The organism is Streptomyces broussonetiae, from assembly GCF_009796285.1.
Lineage (GTDB): Bacteria > Actinomycetota > Actinomycetes > Streptomycetales > Streptomycetaceae > Streptomyces > Streptomyces broussonetiae.
In genome coordinates this window covers 1-15210 of record NZ_CP047020.1, presented here as the reverse complement: position 1 = coordinate 15210, position 15210 = coordinate 1, and the positions used below count along the sequence as shown (strand labels likewise).

Here is a 15210-nt window from a genome sequence, read left to right as displayed (position 1 = left end):
ACCACGATTCACCGCACCATCAAGCGTCCCTTTTCACTCGTACGCGACCGGGGACGATCGTGTGTACGCCGACAGCTCCCAGCCGGAGATTCGCGTCGCGCCGTTGAACGTCTCGGTGCACCATGGATGTTCTTCCTCCCTCAGAAGGCTTCTCGCGCCTCAGGCTGACTTCGGCTGTTGTGTTACGCGGCAACGTTTTTGCTGCCCGGGACCGTCAGGTGCTGTCCTGGACCAGCAGGGCGATCCGGTCGGGGTCGTAGACCACCCAGCGTGGCCTCGGGACACCGGACAGGCGCAGGCGGCACAGGATGGCGCCGTCCAGGTTGGTCCACCATGCGGTGATGGCGCCGGGGCACGACCATCCGGCCTGGTCGTCCACGGCCACCGGCCGGTAGGTGAGCTGGACCTGGTCGTCCGGGGGAGGTGGCAGGCACCCCTTCGCCAGTTCTTCGAGCAGGCGCTCAGCTGTGGATGTATCTCGCATGGTCCGGTCCTCCCCCTGGCTCCGTTCAAGCGACGATTTCATTATTGCGCAACTGATGATGCTTTTCGGGGTTCGGCCCGCGCGCTGTGTCAGGTCGCGCCGTCGAAGCAGTCGGCCAACTCCACTACGGCGCATGTCTGTTCCGGCAGTCTGCGGTCGACCCTCACGGGTTCGGCTGCGCCGATGGCTTCCGGAGTGAGGTCCAGTTCGCCGACGGAGCGACCGATCACGGAGCGAGATGACGCGTCCGCTGCCGACGGTGTCCTGGTCGTACGGCCGGTCTTCGGGCCCCGATCGGACGGTCGGCCCGCAGTGCCGTCCGCAGTCGCCTGGCGAATGAGACACGCTCGTTGGCCACGGTGCCGCACTGAGCACTCCGGCCGATCCGCACTTCGACGACAACGCGAGACGGCAGCACCACGCAGCACCGCGGGCTGTTCAGGCCGACCCCAAGGGGGTATGCATCGAGTGCGCCGCGGTCGTCCCGACCTCGCGCCTTCACTGGGTGAACGTGCATGCGTCGGCTGCAACGCGGGCGTGAGAGGGAGAGAACGGTGGCGGCGAACGCCGAGGGCTTTCAGGACCCGCCTGCCGAAGTGCTGGCGGCGGCCGCTGCGGCGTCCTGGCTGCTCGCCTCACCGGCCCGGCTGCACATCATGTGGACAAGCCGCCGACACCGCGGCGGATGCGGATGACGGCGCCCATCCAGGATGTCAGCGGGCCGCCGTAGCCGGTCGCGGCCAGCGGCCCCAGCCACTCCCGCCCGACTCGCTCGCCGAGCCGGCGGCAGAGCGCCCCGTCGGCGGGCAGCGGCCGGGGCTGATCGGCGCCGCTGTCAGCCCACGCCAGTTCGGTCATGGCGGGGTCCAGCAGCGCGTCGGCAACAGCCACCGCCTCGGGGAGGACGACCGCGTCCCGCCCCACGATCCGCCACCAGTCCAGTTCCGTCCCGGCGTTGCCGCCAGCGACCTGGTGCAGTCGCTGCGGCACACCTTCTCGTGTTCCCACTGCAGGGCCTGCTCCCACCACCGGGCCACCATCGCGTGCGCCAGCGCGAACACCCTCTCTGGCTCGCACCGCACGCCGCGACACCCGTACCCGCCGCCGCGCGGCCACGACCTCCGGCAGGCCACGCAGATCCACATGCCCCAGGAGCTGGTCGGCGTCCGCGTCCGACTGCCGCCGCGCATGCCGCTCGTGCGGGTGTGTGTCGGCCTGCGCGGGCAGCGCGGCCGGCTCGGGGTCTTGTCGGTGATGCTGCTGGACTGGGCACGTGTGGTGCCGGCCCGCCTCCGCTATTCGGTCTTGCTAAGTACCGGTAGTCAGCGATACTGTGTACCGGTACTCAACAGCGCTGACTAGCGCAAGGGGGGGAGGTGTTCCGTGACCAAGCTGGAGACGGAGATGCTCAAGGGCACGCTGGAGGGCATCATCCTCGCGTCCCTGGCCGGCCGGCCTGCTTACGGCTACGAGATCACGGTACGGCTGCGGGAGCAGGGTTTCTCCGACATCGCCGAAGGGACCGTCTACGCGCTGCTCCTCAGGATGGAGAAGCGCGGCCTCGTCGACGTGCAGAAGGTGCCCTCTGAGAAGGGGCCGCCTCGCAAGGTGCACTCCCTCAACGACGAGGGGCGGGAGTACCTCGAAGAGTTCTGGAGGACGTGGAGCTTCCTCACGGAACGACTGGAACAGCTCCGCGAAGGGGGCAGGTGACCATGTCCGATGTCGAAAAGAGCGGCTTCCTCTCGAAGGTGATCGGGCCCAAGAAGCGCTGGCGGGCGTACAAGGCGCGCGTCAAGGAGCTTCCCGGGAACCACCGCACGGCAGTCGAGGCGATCGAGCGGTACCTGATGCACTTCGTGCCGACCGACGAAGACAGCAACGCGTCGATGTTCGAAGACCTCGCCGACCTGTTCGAGCAGGCCGCGGCGGACGGAACGCCGATCCGCGAGATCGTCGGGGAGGACCCGGTGGAGTTCGTCAACGCGTTCGCCGAGAACTACTCGGAGGGCGGCTATGTCCCCGCCCGCGCGCGGAAACAGCTGACCGACGACATCGAGCGCGCCGAGCGCGCCGCCGGCAACGAGACCGGAACAGAAGACAAGACGGTCTGATCGCGCCTCAGCACATCGCCCCCCAGGGGCCGAGCACCACTTTCATCGCCTTTGTGCACCACGCGGCCGCGGGGTCATGCCCGGCCGGCCGCATCGCGCCGCATGCCCGCGGCGCCGTCGGGACCGACCACTGCGTGCAAGGAGATCCATGATGGGAAACGCCGACAGCGGCTTGTCCGAAGCAGGACTGCGACGGCTGCGCGAGGTACTGCAAGCACATGTCGAGTCCAAGAAGATCCCCGGGCTCGTTGCCCTGGTCGGCCGGGGCGGTCAGACCCATGTCGAGGCGATCGGGACGATGCGCCATGACGGCGGCGGGCCGATGCGCCGGGACACCATCTTCCGGATGGCCTCGACGACCAAGCCGGTCGCGGTCGCCGCGACGATGGTGCTGCTGGACGAGTGCCGGCTGCGACTTGACGACCCGATAGACCGGTGGCTGCCGGAACTGGCCGACCGGCAGGTGCTGAAAAGGCCCGACGGCCCGCTGGACGACACCGTGCCGGCGCGGCGTCCGATCACCGTGCGGGACCTGCTCACCTCCACCTGCGGGCTCGGGCTGGACACGACGGCGATGGGCTCCCCGATGATGAGCGCGTACTTCGAGCAGAGGGTCTACGGCGAGAACGGATGGATGCTGCCGGCGGTGGAGCCGGATGAGTGGATGCGCCGCCTGGGCACACTCCCGCTGATGTACCAGCCCGGAGAGCGGTGGCTGTACAACGTCAGCGACGACCTGCTCGGCGTGCTGGTGGCCAGGGTCACCGGCCAGCCGTTCGAGACGTTCCTGCGCGAACGCATCTTCGATCCGCTGGGCATGAAGGACACCGGCTTCCACGTGCCCGCCGACAAGATCGACCGGCTGCCACCCCTGTACGCCCCCGACCCGCAGACCGGAGAGTTCACCGTGGAGGACCAGGCCGAGGGGGGACACCACAGCAAGCCTCCGGCGTTCCAGTCCGGCGGCGGCGGACTCGACTCCACCGCCGACGACTACCACGCCTACTTCCGGATGCTCCTCAACCACGGAATGCACGGCACCCAACGGATCCTGTCCCGGCCCGCCGTCGAGCTGATGACCACCAACCGCCTCACACCCGAGCAGACAACCGCCCTGCAGTCCTGGGCCCGCAGCGTCGTCCACCTGTCACACGGCCAGGGCCAGACCGGCGGCTGGGGCTTCGGCATGACCGTGCGCACCTACCGGGGCGACTACGCGCCCGTCGGCCAGTTCGGCTGGGACGGCGGAGCCGGCACCACCACCTACGCCGACCCGCACCACCAGCTCATCGGCATCCTGCTCACCCAGACCGGGATGTCCACCCCGGACTCGGCACGGGCCATGCAGGACTTCTGGACCACCCTCTACCAGGCAATCGACGACTGACCCGCCTACCGGCCGAGTCGGCCGACGCCGGATTCCTCGGCCAGCTGGGGGTGGCGCCTTTGCGGACCCGGCGCCTGGTCATGAGGGTGATGGCGGCCCAGGTGATCAGAGTCTCCGACGACACAACGACGAGGCAGCACGACGAAGCCCGAGGCGTCCTTGGGACGGCTGACCGGCTTGATCGTCAGGTTGATCTTGTGGTCAGCCGGGTTTGGATCCCGTCTGAGGGGTGTTGGTGGTCTCCAGGCATGATGATCGGATGCCGAACTCTGCTGCGCGTTCCGCTCTGCTCGATCATCTCCGCGGGACGCTCCCGGGTCGTGTCGTCGATGAGGTGTCGGGGGTCGATGGGCCGATCCAGGATCGTGTGCCCGGCTTTCGGGTGTTCCGGGTCCACCCGGCTCACCCTGGCGATTGGTGGCTGTATGTGACGTCGGGCTGCTGGGAATCGACGCAACACGGCGGTCATGGGGTTGAGTTCTTCCTCGCGGCGCCGCGCGACGAGTGGCTCAACCTGGAGAGCGTCACGATGAATGCGTACTACCACTGCGGGCCCGTTCACCAACGACTCGATGTCGGGCACACCGTGCCGATCGGCAGGCCATGGCTCGACGACTCGGACTGCGATCACTACCTGGTGAGTCTGCCTTATCCATTCGGGCCCGCGTTCGAGATCTGCAAGTGGGGCGATGGTGCCCATGCCCGGATCCTGTGGCTGTTGCCGATCAGCAAGGCGGAGAAGGACTTCCGGCGGGAGGCCGGGTTGGAAGCGTTGGAGAGCCGTTTCGAGGAGTTGGGGATCGACCCAGTCGATCCCCAGCGGGCGTCCGTGGTCTGAGTCGCGGCAGCCGGGGAGCAGGCCGAGCACGCGAGTGTAATGTCTTTCGGTCCATCGATGGAGGGCTGGGGAGTGGTCTCGGTCGGTCGCATGCTCCCCTCCTGGGATGCTTCTGTTGTCAGTGCTGCCTGGCATGGTTCTGGTCATGTTCGACGGACTTGATGACATCGACTGGGCGTCGATGGAGCACGCGTACGGCCCGGCCGAGGAGGTGCCGGCGCTGCTGTGGGCACTGCGCTCCCCGGAGGGGGAGGAGCGCCGCAAGGCCTTCGACCGCTTCTACGGCGCGGTCCACCACCAGGGCAGCGTGTATGCGCCCACGGCAGCCAGCCTGCCCTTCCTGTTCGAGCTGGCCGCCGACGGTGCCACGCCCGACCGGGCCGCCGTCGTCGCGTTGGTGGTCAGCATCGGCCGGGAGTCCCTCGACCGGGGCTTCGAGGACGACGGCACCGAGATCGAGTACTACCCGCCGATGGGCTGCGCGCAGGCCGTCGCCTTCCTGCGCGAGCGGGGTGCGGAGTTCGCCGAACTCGCCCGCGACCCTGATCCGGACGTGCGTCTGGCCGCGATCCCGGGGCTCGGGCTCTTCCTCGACGGCGCCGGCCGGGCCGCCGCGGTGCTATGCGAGAGGCTGGCCGCCGAGCGCGGCATCGCGGCACGGCTGCGGATCGTGGAGGCGGCGGCCACCCTGGCACTGCGCCTGCCGGCCGCCTCGCACCAGGTGACGGACTGGCTCGCCGATCTCGCCGCCGACCCGGGCCAGGGCCCGGCGACCCGGCTCGCGGCCCTGGTCCAGCGGGCTCACTGTGCCCCGCACGAAATCGGCGAGGACGTCGTACCGGCCGCCGTCGGCCTGCTGCGCGAGACCGCCCGCGCCATACCCGTGCGGCGGATCGCACCGGCCCCGAGCCGCCCGGCGCCCACGCAAGGAGTTGCGCCCCAGATCGTTGCCGCCTTCGAGGACCTCGGCCGGCACACACGCGTGCACACACCGACCACGGGCCTGCGTACGTTCCACGAAGCCCTGGGGGCACGGCTGCCCGAGCGCACCACAGTGCTGGCCGAGCAGCTGAGCAGCCCCGACCCCGGCTCGCGCCTGGATGCGCTCCGTATGAGCGGGGAGCTGATCCGGACCTGGCGCGGAGACCACACCCGGCTCCTCCTGCTCGTCGCCGACCAGCTCACCACGGCCGACCAGGAGGTCGCCGCCGAGGCTGCGGCCGTCCTGGAGTCCTGCCACCCGATCGCCGCCCCGGCTCGGGAGGCACTCGCCGCGCACATCGACGCCCAACGTGCGGCCCACGGCCCTCACGTATGGGCCGCACCGGATGCGCGGCTGCGCAGAAGCCACCAGGTGGCCGTTCGGGCCCTGGCGCGCCTCGGCGACGCACGCGCACTGCCGAGTCTGCTGGCCGCGCTGGACAGCGACGTCGACGCCTGGCGCGCGATCCAGGTCGTAGAGCATCTCCCGCAGGCGGCGGACCAGTTGGTGCCCCGGCTCTGCGACCACCTGCGCCGGATCGACCTCTCCCATCAGCGCACCGAGATGAGCGCCAACGCGATCCTCTCCGCCCTGGCCGCGCTGGCCGACCCGGCCGCGGTACCGACGGCTGTGGACACGCTCGGCGCCGCAGTGCGCCATGACCAGGACGGCGTCATTCAATCTGCCTTGAAGGCCTTGGGGGCGTTCGGCCCGGCGGCGACCGGCGCACGGGACACGATCCGGTCGCTGACCACCGCCACCGACGCGCAGGTACGACCTGCCGCCGTCGCCGCGCTGTGGGCCCTCGGCGGTGACCTGGCCGAAGTCATGCCGCTCCTGCTCGACCTCCTCGATGACCGCATCATTTTCCGGATCCGTGACGCGGCTGATCTGCTCGGCGAGATAGGACCGCCCGCCTCCGACGCCCTGCCACGCCTGCGGCACCTCCTGACGCACGACTACGAATGGGTTCGCGTGCATTGCGCGGCCGCACTCTGGGAGATCGGCGGCGAAGCTGAGGCACCGGCCGTCCTGGACACCCTGCTGCAGGCCATGGCCCAGAACCCAGCGACGGCCAACCACGTCGTGGCCTGCCTGGACCGCATCGGCCCCCTCGCGGCACCGGCCCTGCCCCTGCTCCGCGAGCAACTGGCCCTGAACCGGCGTGGCGGCAGATTCGGAAGCGTCGACCACGACGAGGAACTCCAGCGGCTCGGCCGTACGCTCATCGCCCGGCTCGATCCTCCAGCGTTGGGAGCACCCGTTGCGCGAACAGTCTGAGGCTGCGCCGCCCCTCCGCTACCGGTATCCCGCCCACCAGCCGGTGCAGCACTTGGCAGTCCACCGCCCCAGACAGCCCAGGACCGATCGACGCCTGCAGCGTCCTGCCGCAGGCCGGAGGACGCTGGGGTTCCGCGCTGACTCCCACCCTCTGGCCGCGGCAGCAGCCGACGCCCAGCGGTGGCGCCGGGCGACCGGGTCAGGACGTCCAGCAGGTGTAGGTGATCCAGGTCTGGACCTCGTCGGCGGACAGCACACGGGTCAGCTCGGCCGTCCCCGGGAGCATCGGGAAGAACCGGTCGGCGTTCCAACTGCGCGGGTACATCGGCTCGTCCAGCACGAGTAGGCGGCGTCCCTCCACAACGGGGATGCTCAGGCCCGACCCGGCACAGCGCGAGCGACTCGTTGAGATCCGCGACAACCTCATCGCTCGGATCGCCGAGGCCGAGCGCGAAGGCTGGCTCGGCGAAGTCGAGGGTCTCCAGGTCAGCCTCGCCGGCGCCCAGGACAAGCTCACCCAGCTCGATACCGAAGCAACCCGCCGAACCACCACGGTCAGCCTTGGCATGCCGACGTTCGGCCAGATCGCCGCCCGCGCTGAAAACCCGACCCCGATCCCTGGCCCAAGAGGCTGACCTTAGGCTTTGGCCATGCTTCTGATCTACGACGGCCAGGCCACTGCCGACGCGCCCAGGCCGCGCACCGGCGGAGTCCCGCTGGTCCCGCATGAATTCGTCTGGCCGAGGTGCCGCGAGTGCGGCGGGGCCATGCAGTTCCTCGCCCATCTCCCCCTCGACATCGGCGTGGTCGCGGTGTTCTTCTGCCAGAACGATCCTGGAATGTGCGACGACTGGGACGCCACGGCCGGCGCCAACCGCGCCTACCTGTTCTCCGGTGAGCTCACCCCGGCCGCTGTCCCGGCCGACGGCGAGACGCTCTTGGGTGCGGTCACCTCTCTGCGCCTCCATCCCGCTGACGAACCCACGGAGGAGCCGGTCCTCGGACGGGTGGGCGGGGAGCCTGAATGGATCCAGGGTGACGAGACTCCCGGCTGTCCCTCGTGCGCCACCCGCATGACGTTCACGGCCGAGCTGGAGGAGGGCAACGACTTCGCCACCTCCGCGAACTTCGGCGGCGGAGGCCGCGGTTACCTCTTCAACTGTCAACCCTGCCGTCAGGCCGCGTTCCTCTGGCAGCGCTGAGAGCCGTCCCAAGGACCATGCCGGTTGCGTAGTTCAGAGAAGCGACGCTGGACTGGATCGAGACGGCCGTGGACACCGGCAAGGTGGACGTCGACGGCGAGCTGGCCCGCCTGCTGCAAGGTGAGTAACCGATGCCCCGCGCTTCCGAGCGCAGATCACCCGCCGCCCAGCGACACGCCGACACCGTCCGGTTCGTACTCTTCGAGGCCCGCCCGGCCGGTCTGGCCTTCAACCACGGTGTCACCGCGGCCCGCCGGTGCTGCGAGCACAGGGTCCGCGAACTGGCCGCCGCACTGCACGCGGCCTGTACGGACACCTCGCACCACTGGCCCACGCTATGCCGGCAACCCCGGCCTGACCCCAGCGCCGCCCTTGCCGTGGCAGATGTTGTCCGCGCGGACGCCCGCGGCGTCGAAGGTGAGGTCGAACTCCACCGGCTCGCCCGCGAGCAATCTCCCGTCCCCAGGACCCCGAACCGCTGACCGGTACGCCACGGCCTCCGGCCCTGCGCCGTCCTGCACGATGCGGCCCACACCCCGTTCAGGGTCGAACCACTTCACGACTCCCACAGGCACGTCATCACCCCGCATGGTGGCCGATGGATGATCGTCCAGCGTCCACTCGCGCGAGACAGACGGCAAAGGGCGCGGCCCCGGTCGCGCGAGGCGCGAACCCGGCGCTCGTGCCAGCCGTCACCCCTGCCGCCACCGGGCATGCGCATTCTCGGCGGCGGCAGGGATCACCCATGCATGCGTAAAGCACCACACACAAATATTTCCCCTGAAACGTCTAAATCATACCTATTCCGGCAGGTCAGCGGCCTGGGGTTCAGAAGCGGTCACTTACGCCACCGAGAACCGGTGGCTACTCTTGCAGTCATGTCTGTCACCACCATGACCCTGCGCATCCCCGATGATCTCGCCCCCTCGATCAGGGCAGCCGCTGCCGAGGCCGGCCTGAGTGTCAACGCGTACGTCGTGCGCGCCGCCCGCCGCTCCGCGACCCTCGACGCCGCGCAGCAGCTCGCCGCGCTCGGTCTCGGCGACGACTTGGCGGGCGAGGGCGACACCCTGTGAAGCGCGGTGAGATCTGGGCCCTCCCCGACGGCCGCAACGTCCTGATCATCAGTCTGACCGGGCTGGAAGAGTCGTACGGCGCTGTGCTCGTGATCGTGCTGCACGAGAGCGGCCGGTACCCCGATACGGCCATGTCGGTGGTGATCGGCGATCCGATCCCGTGCACCGCGGTCGCCGTCAACATCACGCAACTGCGGACCACCCGGTTCGAGGGGGCCAAGCTCCTCGGCCCCGTCGATGCTGCGGCCATAGCCCGGGTGGACCAGGCACTACGCGCCGTCCAAGATCTCTAGTGCCGTGACCGAAAACGATCACCGGGGTGTGAGCAGGGCGTCTACAGCGGTGGATGTCGCGCAGGCCAACTCAAGGTGAGGCCACGGCCTGTCAGTTCCCTGCTCTAGATGAATGAGTCCAAGGGGTGTCTCACGATCAGTGGTCGTAAGCGATCAGCGACCTTTTGACCGGCTGTTCGGTGTGGTCGTTGTGCCAGATCACCGCTGTGGGGGCGAAAATCCGGCACAGGATCCGCGCAACGATACCGGCCGGGCTCTTGCCGCCGTGTCGTTCCAGGTCGAGCTGGCCCTTGAAGGTCTGGTTGATCGACTCGATGACCTGCCGCAGCGGCTTGAACAGGTGTGCTCCGACCCGCCCAGGCTCGCCCTTGCGGGCTGGTCGCAGCAGTACCAGGCGACGCTCGGTCAGGTCGTGTTCGAACTCGCGGCCGTAGTAGTTCTTGTCCCCGATGATCGTCTGGCCCGGGTGGCAGGCGACCACGTCCGGCGCGGTGTCAAGCATGTCGCGCAGCGTCTCGCGTTCGTCGGCTTTGGCTCCGGTGAGCGCGAACAGCACCGGCAGGCCGCCGAGCGTGCACACCAGGTGCAACCGCAGGCCCCAGAAGTACCGGGAGTGCGACGCGCAGTAGCCGTACTCGGCCCATCCGGCCAGGTCCGAGCGTTTGGCCGTCTCCCGGGAACAGCCGCAGCCGACCGGGGTGGAGTCGACCACCCACACGTCGTCACTCCACAGCAGGTGTCCTGCGCCAGCATCCTGATCATATGCGTGACCAGCTCGGATGCGTTGCGGAGCCGCTTGTTGTAGCCAGACTGCTGAGGCAGGTACGGGAAGAGGTGCCGGAAGTCCCGGCCGGCGCGCCGCAGCCACCGCCGCTCCGAGGTGTAGCCGAGCAGCGCCGACATCACCGCGACAGTGACCAGTTCGGCGTCACTGAGCGTGGGCGGGATCCCGACGGCCGGACGCCACGGTGCCAGATGCGGCGAAGCCTTCAACGTGTCGTCGATCCTGACATACAGTGCCGTTGCGAGGGTGTCCAAGTCTGTCATCACACACCGACATTGGACGCCCCCGCGCTACGTGCGCAGACCACCCCGTGGACCCATTCAGGGATCGAGAGCGGTCTGCACTGCGGTGACTATGCGGCGCGGTCATTTCGCAGGGCCTGGATGAGCCAGGGGTACACCGGAATCAGGTTCGGTACTACCTGCCAGCCGTTGACGATCCACACCAGCCGCCAGTACCGATCCACCCTGGAATCGTGTGCTTCTTCGAACTGCTGGGCCATCCAGTCCCGGAATTCCGTGTCCGGGGTGCGCGCGAACACCTCGGCGAAGCGGTGCACGAGGTCGTCGATGACGGGTACGACCCTGTTGCTGAGCGGGTCGATGCCCGACTCCATGGCGTCGGCCACCTTCTGACGGGTGAACTTCATCAGTTCCTCGCCCGCTTCGCTCTCGATGTCGAGCGGGCGCCCGGCGGCCTGCCACATGGCCATGCGGCGCATCCGGGCCCGGAAGTCTTCATCGCCGACCAGCCCGGCGAGCTCCACCCACGCGGCGATCTGCTCGCTGGACGGATCATCGGGAAGGTCGGGAGTGGCAGCGCGAACCATGGCCACCGCAGCCGGATCGGCATCCGCTGTGCCGAAGGTGCCGTCCATGAAATCGTCGATCAAACGTCGGCGTTCCTCGCCGGACAACTGCGTGAGCCTGTGCATGAGCTTGATCTCCTCGGGATCGGACCCGCGTCCGGCCACGACTCGCAGGACATGGTTGTGTCCCTTGTCGTGGTGTAGCCGATCAATCGGCGGTTGTGTTGGTGGTGTTGGGTAGCTCGGGGGCGCTTTCGGGGAGCTCGGCGGGGTAGATCTGGTCCATGCTGCCCTCGGGGAGATAGCGGCGGGGGAAGGCGATCCACTCGTCGTGCATCTCGAAGAGCACGGCGGTGACCAGCCGCAGCAGCGCGTCGTCGTTGGGGAAGACCTGGACGACATCGATGCGACGCTTGATCTCTCGGTTGACCCGCTCCAGCGGGTTCGTGGACTGGATCTTCTTCCAATGTCGTTCGGGGAAGGCTGCGAATGCCGTCAGGTCGTCCTTGGCTTCCAGGAGCATCTGTTTGACCTGCGGGAACTGCGCGCCGAGCATGTCGGCGACCGTGTCGAGCTGGCGGCGAACGGCGGCCTGGTCGGGCTGGGCGAAGATGGTGCGGATGGTGGCGGCGACCATCTCGGCGGCGTCCTTGGGGATCACGCCGAAGACGTTGCGCAGGAAGTGCACCCTGCACCGCTGGTAGGCCGCACCGATGATCACCTTGCGGATCGCCTTGACCAGGCCCGAGTGGTGGTCGCCGAGCACGAGCCGGACCCCGTTCAGGCCGCGTTCGCGCAAGGAGCGAAGGAACTGGGTCCAGAACACCTCGGTCTCGCTGTCGCCGACCATCACTCCCAGCACCTCGCGGCCGCCGTCCTCGGTGATACCGGTGGCGATCACCACGGCCCGGGAGACGATCTGGTGGGCGACCCTGGCCTTGCAGTACGTCGCATCCAGATACATGTAGGGGAAGCGGACATGGTCCAGCGACCGGGTGCGGAACGCGGTCAGCTGGGTGTCCAGGTCGGCACAGATCCGCGAGACCTCGCTCTTGGAGATCCCGCTGTCCGCACCGAGGGCCTTGACCAGCTCGTCGACCGAGCGGGTGGACACCCCGTGGACGTACGCCTCCATCACGACGGCGAACAGGGCCTGGTCGATGCGCCGGCGGCGCTCCAGCAGGCTGGGGAAGAAGCTGCCCGAGCGCAGCTTGGGTATGCCCAGGTCCAGGTCGCCGGCCTGCGTGGTCAGTGTCTTGTCCCGGTGCCCGTTGCGCAGCGCGGTGCGGGTGTCGGTGTGTTCGTTCCACTCCGCGCCGATCCTCGCGCTCGCCTCGGCCTCGATCAATTCCTGGAGCATCCGCTCGGCCACCGAACGGACGAGTTCGAGCCCGTCCGCCGAACGTAGTGACTCCAGCAGGCGGAGTAGGTCAGACTGAGACAGGGCCACCGTGCACCTCCCGGGTTGAACTGGCCGTTCACCAAGGAGAGTTGCAGGTGGCCCGCCTGCTGGGCAGGGAGCGGAATCCCCATCACCACACGCCCCGGGGCGTACGCCCTAGCCTTGATCGGCTACACCACAAAGTGGGACGCCATCCAGGACATTCCGACGCAGTTGCAGCACCCGGATCTGGACGTCCATGGCGTCGGCGTGCGCCGAGGCGACTTCCGCCACTGAGAGCTCGCGGTCCAGTACCCGTTGAATCGTGGCCAGGTCCATGCCCAGCTCGCGCAGTGTGCGCAGGAGTTCCAGACGAAGCAGTGCGTTGAGGTCGTAGAGCCGGTAACCGGCGGGACTTCGAGTGGTCGGCGCTACCACCCCCGAATCGGAGTAGAACCGGATCGTCCTCACAGACAAGCCAGTCCGCCGGGACAGCTCCCCGATCGAGTAGAGGGTCGTAACGTCCATGTCCCCAACTCTGCTGTCTCCAGTCACTGGAGACTCAAGGCTATTGCCCATCTGGGGCGCCGACCGAGACAGCCTCCGAGTTGCCGAGCACGCGTCACGTGGTTTCCGCTGACCGCCAGGACGACCGGCACGCCGTGCACTCGCGGGGCAGCAATGGCAGCGACGTGTGCCACCGTTCGCCGACGGTCTACGGCTACAAGCCCTTGGACTCATTCATCTAGAGGCTTGCCCGGGAACCGGCGACCCGGCTACGCCATGGCGGCCGCCGCGCTCAACGAGGACCAGGAGCCCGAGCCCGATGAGCCCCTGGGGTGGCAGCCGGTCTGGAAGCGGCCCCGGAAACCGAAGTCGAAGGCGGCGAAGAAGCAGGAGCTGCGCAAGCAGCGGCGGCGACTCCAGGACGCCGGACGGCGCCGCCTCGCCGCCTCGCAGTCGCGCCGGCCCCGCTCCCGGCAGAACCGGATCGGTAACGCGGCCGCGCGCCGCGATGCCCGCGCCCTGTCGCGGCTGCGGCACTCCAACGCCTGGCTGTGGTGACGATGCCGGGCATCGTCCACCGGGTGGAACCCGCGATGTTCTGCATCCGGCGGCGATGCCCGACATCGAGTGCGCTCACTCGGTGGATTCCATCCGGTGGGCTCCACACGTCAGGGTCGTGTGGCGTGCTCTCCATGATGGATATCGCGTTGATCACTGCCGGGCAGATGTACCGCTACCACCAGCGTCACGTTGTCGCCAGCGACGGCCGTCGACCGGCACGCACGCCACTCGCTAGGCCCAGGAGGAGGCCGGGGTCCAGGCTGGGCGTTGTATGGGGCGGGGCCTTGCCGTCCTCGATGAGCCTCCGGCGTGGGAGCCGGTCTGGAAGCGGCCCCGGAAGCCGAAGTCGAAGGCGGAGGAGAAGCGGGAGCTGCGCAAGCTGCGGCGGCGGCTCCAGGACGTCGGACGCCGCCGCCTCGCCGCCGGGCAGTCCCGCCGGCCCGCCCGATATCGCGGCTGTGGCCGAGCTGTGCAGTTCTGGTTCCAGGTAGGAAGACCACGGGCGGGGAGGGGCTCACAAGCTGCTCTCCGCGCTGCACCGGGGTGCGTACGCCGGGGCACAGGCGCACATTGGGCGTTGGTCGGGTGCCAGGGGGTGTTGTCGCTGGCATGCCTGGTGGGCAGTGCGACCGGTTCACTTGATGGATGGGTTTGGCCGCCGCAGGCGCGGACGGGGATCTGTCGGCATTCAGCATGGGAGCAGGCGCCCCGGCGTGCACGTTCGCTTCGTCCATGCACGCCGGAAAGGTTCTCTGTCCAGCGAGACGATGCAGGCCCTTACCGGTACAGGCGATACGGCACCTGCGGGGGCTGGCAGATCTACGACACCCGCCTGCAGCGGGCGGTCGGTAACAGTGAAGGGATGATGATGTCATGCGCAGATACATGACGTTATGCACGGTGCTTACGCTCGGAGGGAGCCTGCTATTGGGGGGGAAGGCGGCTGAGGCCACCACCGGGGCGACGCCTACCCGGACCATGGCGGTCCGGGTGGTGACTCCCCAGTCGGCTGTTCCCGACCTTGATGCTCCTGGGCCGGCCAAGCCTGTCGATTTTCCGCCGGACCAGCAGTGGCATGGCCCGGGGAAGGTCACGATCCGGGCTCCGCAGTACACCCGCATCACCCAGGTGGACTGGAGGTGCAGGGGGCTCGCCTGCCCGGCGGCTATTGCCGCCGACGGCTCGTCCGCCACTGTCGACATCCAGGGCGGCTACAGCTGGATCTGGCCGTGGACGGTCTACGTTGCCGCCAACACCGATGCGCCCCTGGCCGGCGGCCGGTTCAGCGGGAGCCTCACCGCGGAAGGCGTGACGGTGCCCCTGGACGTCAACATCACCCCGGGCACACCGGGCGCCTTTGGCGGGGTGACCGGCACCGTCCCTGGGGGAGGGGGTGTCCGAGTGCGGTTGATTGACCCGGCCTCGAATGCCGCGGCCGCAGGGTTCATGGTCAACGACATCATCACCTCCGTCGACGGACAGTCCGTCACCTCGTCAGGGGCCTTCAATGTC

18 protein-coding genes and 3 pseudogenes are annotated in these 15210 nt (G+C 68.6%); 13 read left to right on the top strand and 8 right to left on the bottom strand.

Annotation, left to right across the window (positions count from 1 at the left end; all coding sequences use genetic code 11):
* Positions 1 to 214: 214 nt before the first annotated feature.
* From GQF42_RS00110 to GQF42_RS00095, 3 genes are all read right to left on the bottom strand, one after another.
* The gene (locus GQF42_RS00110) at positions 215 to 484 is read right to left on the bottom strand and encodes a hypothetical protein (RefSeq protein ID WP_158916597.1); all 270 of its coding nucleotides are present in this window, start codon (positions 482 to 484) and stop codon (positions 215 to 217) included.
* An 89-nt stretch (positions 485 to 573) separates the two neighbouring features.
* A complete protein-coding gene (locus tag GQF42_RS00105) occupies positions 574 to 714 on the bottom strand; it encodes a hypothetical protein (protein WP_158916595.1) in 141 nt (46 codons plus the stop codon).
* Positions 715 to 1138: 424 nt separating this feature from the next.
* Positions 1139 to 1492 carry a hypothetical protein gene (locus GQF42_RS00095; protein WP_233273131.1) on the bottom strand — a complete coding sequence of 118 codons (354 nt, stop codon included), beginning with the start codon at positions 1490 to 1492 and terminating at the stop codon, positions 1139 to 1141.
* Between the two features lie 375 nt (positions 1493 to 1867).
* Between GQF42_RS00095 and GQF42_RS00090 the strand changes: the two genes are divergently transcribed.
* From GQF42_RS00090 to GQF42_RS00070, 5 genes are all read left to right on the top strand, one after another.
* Entirely contained in the window at positions 1868 to 2197 is a 330-nt protein-coding gene (locus GQF42_RS00090; RefSeq protein ID WP_158916591.1) for a PadR family transcriptional regulator, read from the top strand.
* A gap of 2 nt (positions 2198 to 2199) precedes the next feature.
* Positions 2200 to 2598, top strand: coding sequence for a DUF1048 domain-containing protein (locus GQF42_RS00085; RefSeq protein ID WP_158916589.1), 399 nt, complete (start codon positions 2200 to 2202; stop codon positions 2596 to 2598).
* Between the two features lie 151 nt (positions 2599 to 2749).
* Positions 2750 to 3985 (top strand): serine hydrolase domain-containing protein, encoded by a 1236-nt coding sequence (locus GQF42_RS00080; protein ID WP_158929593.1) that lies wholly within the window; start codon positions 2750 to 2752, stop codon positions 3983 to 3985.
* 259 nt (positions 3986 to 4244) lie between these two features.
* Positions 4245 to 4823, top strand: a complete 579-nt coding sequence (locus GQF42_RS00075) for a suppressor of fused domain protein (RefSeq protein WP_158916587.1) — start codon at positions 4245 to 4247, stop codon at positions 4821 to 4823.
* Between the two features lie 145 nt (positions 4824 to 4968).
* Positions 4969 to 7086, top strand: a complete 2118-nt coding sequence (locus GQF42_RS00070; protein ID WP_158916585.1) for a HEAT repeat domain-containing protein — start codon at positions 4969 to 4971, stop codon at positions 7084 to 7086.
* A 199-nt stretch (positions 7087 to 7285) separates the two neighbouring features.
* Here the strand turns inward: GQF42_RS00070 and GQF42_RS00065 are convergent, their stop codons facing one another.
* The gene (locus tag GQF42_RS00065) at positions 7286 to 7447 is read right to left on the bottom strand and encodes a hypothetical protein (protein ID WP_199273163.1); all 162 of its coding nucleotides are present in this window, start codon (positions 7445 to 7447) and stop codon (positions 7286 to 7288) included.
* A gap of 7 nt (positions 7448 to 7454) precedes the next feature.
* Here GQF42_RS00065 and GQF42_RS00060 point away from each other — a divergent pair, with 7 nt between their 5' ends.
* The 6 genes and pseudogenes from GQF42_RS00060 (at position 7455) to GQF42_RS00035 (ending at position 9657) form a co-directional block, all read left to right on the top strand.
* Positions 7455 to 7721 carry a hypothetical protein gene (locus GQF42_RS00060; RefSeq protein WP_158916581.1) on the top strand — a complete coding sequence of 89 codons (267 nt, stop codon included), beginning with the start codon at positions 7455 to 7457 and terminating at the stop codon, positions 7719 to 7721.
* A 15-nt stretch (positions 7722 to 7736) separates the two neighbouring features.
* Positions 7737 to 8288, top strand: a complete 552-nt coding sequence (locus tag GQF42_RS00055) for a YwqG family protein (protein ID WP_199272517.1) — start codon at positions 7737 to 7739, stop codon at positions 8286 to 8288.
* Between the two features lie 41 nt (positions 8289 to 8329).
* A pseudogene (locus GQF42_RS47470) lies at positions 8330 to 8416 on the top strand (DUF6192 family protein); the annotation flags it as partial.
* A 3-nt stretch (positions 8417 to 8419) separates the two neighbouring features.
* On the top strand, positions 8420 to 8770 hold the full coding sequence (locus GQF42_RS45290; RefSeq protein WP_233273130.1) for a hypothetical protein: 351 nt from the start codon (positions 8420 to 8422) through the stop codon (positions 8768 to 8770).
* A 396-nt stretch (positions 8771 to 9166) separates the two neighbouring features.
* Positions 9167 to 9364: a toxin-antitoxin system HicB family antitoxin gene (locus GQF42_RS00040; RefSeq protein ID WP_233273129.1), complete on the top strand. Its 198-nt coding sequence runs from the start codon at positions 9167 to 9169 to the stop codon at positions 9362 to 9364.
* On the top strand, positions 9361 to 9657 hold the full coding sequence (locus GQF42_RS00035; protein WP_158916575.1) for a hypothetical protein: 297 nt from the start codon (positions 9361 to 9363) through the stop codon (positions 9655 to 9657). The genes GQF42_RS00040 and GQF42_RS00035 overlap by 4 nt, the downstream gene beginning before the upstream one ends.
* 136 nt (positions 9658 to 9793) lie before the next feature.
* Here the strand turns inward: GQF42_RS00035 and GQF42_RS00030 are convergent.
* From GQF42_RS00030 to GQF42_RS00015, 4 genes and pseudogenes are all read right to left on the bottom strand, one after another.
* A pseudogene (locus tag GQF42_RS00030) lies at positions 9794 to 10707 on the bottom strand (IS982 family transposase).
* 86 nt (positions 10708 to 10793) lie between these two features.
* Positions 10794 to 11414 carry a hypothetical protein gene (locus tag GQF42_RS00025; RefSeq protein ID WP_233273128.1) on the bottom strand — a complete coding sequence of 207 codons (621 nt, stop codon included), beginning with the start codon at positions 11412 to 11414 and terminating at the stop codon, positions 10794 to 10796.
* Positions 11415 to 11457: 43 nt separating this feature from the next.
* Positions 11458 to 12699 carry an IS256 family transposase gene (locus GQF42_RS00020; protein ID WP_067049883.1) on the bottom strand — a complete coding sequence of 414 codons (1242 nt, stop codon included), beginning with the start codon at positions 12697 to 12699 and terminating at the stop codon, positions 11458 to 11460.
* Between the two features lie 138 nt (positions 12700 to 12837).
* A pseudogene (locus GQF42_RS00015) lies at positions 12838 to 13158 on the bottom strand (helix-turn-helix domain-containing protein); the annotation flags it as partial.
* Positions 13159 to 13413: 255 nt separating this feature from the next.
* On the opposite strand from GQF42_RS00015, the gene GQF42_RS00010 reads away from it, so the two are divergent.
* Complete coding sequence (locus GQF42_RS00010) at positions 13414 to 13695, top strand: hypothetical protein (RefSeq protein WP_233273724.1); 282 nt, start codon at positions 13414 to 13416, stop codon at positions 13693 to 13695.
* A 993-nt stretch (positions 13696 to 14688) separates the two neighbouring features.
* On the top strand, positions 14689 to 15210 hold a 522-nt coding region (locus GQF42_RS00005), incomplete at its 3' end, for a PDZ domain-containing protein (protein ID WP_325100272.1).